This window comes from Streptomyces sp. NPDC014991, from assembly GCF_043080665.1.
Classification (GTDB): domain Bacteria; phylum Actinomycetota; class Actinomycetes; order Streptomycetales; family Streptomycetaceae; genus Streptomyces.
Genome location: NZ_JBIBVY010000059.1, coordinates 1 through 2552 on the forward strand (window position 1 = coordinate 1; position 2552 = coordinate 2552).

1 protein-coding gene and 1 pseudogene are annotated in these 2552 nt (G+C 69.3%); one reads left to right on the forward strand and one right to left on the reverse strand.

Features of this window, described 5'->3' with window-relative positions; translation table 11 throughout:
- The first annotated feature begins 121 nt into the window (after positions 1 to 121).
- Positions 122 to 995: pseudogene (locus ACF1BE_RS35030) on the forward strand (IS5 family transposase).
- Between the two features lie 29 nt (positions 996 to 1024).
- Here the strand turns inward: ACF1BE_RS35030 and ACF1BE_RS35035 are convergent.
- Positions 1025 to 2287 (reverse strand): alpha/beta hydrolase family protein, encoded by a 1263-nt coding sequence (locus ACF1BE_RS35035; protein WP_392203029.1) that lies wholly within the window; start codon positions 2285 to 2287, stop codon positions 1025 to 1027.
- Between the last annotated feature and the right edge of the window lie 265 nt (positions 2288 to 2552).

Consider the following 2552-nt stretch of genomic DNA (forward strand, 5'->3'; position numbering starts at 1 on the left):
CGCGACCCGCTACGACAAGACCGCCGAGTCCTACCAGGCAGCCGTCGCCCTCGCATCGCTCCTGATGTGGGCGTGACAATTGAAGACAACCCCTAGGCCGTGTCTGATAATTGATCTTGTGGTGGGTCGTGGAGAGCTGACGGATGCGGCGTGGGAGCGGAAAGCGTCCCTGCTACCGGGTGTTGACGGGCGGGGTCGTCCGTGGCGGAATCACCGGCAGGTGATCAACGGGGTGTTGTGGCGGTTGCGGACAGGATCTCCGTGGCGTGACCCGCCGGAACGCTACGGGCCCTGGCAGACGGTCTACGAGCGGTTCGCTCGCTGGGAGGCGGACGGGACCTGGGCACGCCTGCTCGAGCACGTCCAGGTCCGCGACGACTCGGTCGGAGCCGTGGACTGGACCGTGTCGGTCGACTCCACGATCACCCGTGCCCATCAGCACGCTGCCGGCGCCCGTAAAAAGGGGCACCGGCAGGGGACGAACTGGAAGATCCGACACGCACGACGGCTGGCCAGGCGCTCGGCCGGTCCCGCGGCGGGCTGACCACCAAGTCCACCTGGCCTGCGACGGCCGGGGCCTGCCCCTCGCCGTCGTCATCACACCGGGCAACCTCAACGACTCCACCATCTTCGACGCAGTCCTGGACGCGGTAAGGGTTCCCCGGACCGGTGCCGGGCGGCCGCGTCGCAGACCCGACGCTGTCATCGCGGACAAGGCGTATTCGTCACGGGCGATCCGCCAGATGCTGCGGCGGCGGGGCATCCAGGCGGTGATCCCCGAACGGGCCGACCAGAAGGCCAACCGCGTGCGGCGCGGACAGGCCGGCGGCAGGCCGGCGGCCTTCGATCGCGACCTCTACAAAGCCCGCAACGTCGTCGAACGCTGCTTCAACCGGCTCAAGCAGTTCCGTGCCATCGCCACCCGCTTCGACAAGCTCGCCGCCCGCTACCGGGCAGGACTCCACCTCGCAGCACTCATCCTCTGGCTTCGCTAGCCTCGACAAGATCACTTGTCAGATACGGCCTAGTACTCGAAGAGTACTTCCGGATTGTTCGGCGAGGGGCCGTCCAGCAGCGGACTGTGGATCCCCTTCAGCGTCCGGTCGAAGAACGCCGTCACGTACTCGCGGGTAATCACCACCCCGCGTTCCGGGGAGAGGGGCGGCGTCGGGAACCCGGCCTCGTGGAGAAGCAGGTCCAGGTCGCTGAAGCTGAAGTGGTCGGCGCCGGCGACCGTCAGCCACTTCTTGTAGCCGCCGAGGGCGGCCCAGGCCTGCCCCCACGTGGTGTCGTGGCCGCCGACCGGGTGGTTGTCGGCCGCACCCAGCATGAGGAACGGCCGGTTGATCTGGCCGGGCATCGGGGCCGGGCGGAAGGCGCCGTCCATGTTCACTCCGGCCCGTACTCGCGGGTCGGCGATCATCGTGGCGGCGGCCGCCGCTCCGCCGAGGGAGTGTCCGGTCATGCCGATCTCGTGCTTGTCGATGAGGTGTGCCAGGCGCCACGCGGTATTGCCATGCGTCAACTGGTCGATCACGAAGGACACGTCCAGCGCGCGGCTGGCGGCGACGAAGTCGAAGTCGAGCGCCGGGTCATCGCAGATCGCGCACGGCGGCGTCTGGCCGTTCGCCAGCGTCTCGCCGCTGTCCTCGTAGGTGTGGCCGACGAGCGCGACGACGTAGCCGTGACTGGCCAGGTCGGTCGCGAGCGAGGTGAGCACCATGCGCGGATCCTCGTACGCGGGTGAGAGGACCACCAGCGGATACTCGCCGCGCTGCGGCCGCGCGCCGTCGAAGGCGTGAGTGGTGACGCTGGAAAGGTTCTGCGGGGTGACGCCGGAGCTCGCCGGCAACTTAGAGTGCTGGATGATTCCGGCTGCCTCGGCGAGGGTCATGTAAGGGGCCGGAGTCCCGGTCCCGGGGACGGCCGGGTAGACCATCGTGACGGTCAGTTGGCGGGGGCCGGATGACGGCACCCACGGGTCGGGACGGCTCGCGTCGGTGAGGTGGATGACGTCCTCGCCGGCGGCGTAGGGGCCGGTCGGCGCGGGGAGCGTGCCTTGGAAGGACCGCGGTGGCGCGGTTGCCGTGGCCGTGGCCGGTGCGGTGTCGAACGCGTGCGTGGCCACCGGTGTGGCCGACGGTGTGGTCGTTTCGGCAAACCCGGCGCCGGTTCCGGTGACGAGGGCGGCGAGCGCCAGCACCGCGACAGCGCTGATACGGCGATTGCGTTTCATCCTGCCGGCCGGGCAGGGGCGGCCGGCGGCCCTCGAGTGTCGATCGGTCATGGCCCCACGATGTCGCACCAGGCGGCGCCGGGTCGGTAGTGTGAACCCGCCGGCCGGACGGGGGGTAAACCCTACCCCCGCTGATGGGCTCTCCTACGCGGCGCTGCACTAGACCGCGTCCCGCACAGCTCTCATGGACGCCGCCGATACGGCCCTTGGCATTGTCAGACAGGCCCTAGCTGTGTTGTCCGGACAGGTTGGTGACGCGGCTGGCTGGTGGTTGGCCGCTGATGCCGGTGTGGGGTCGGTGGTAGTTGTACCAGTC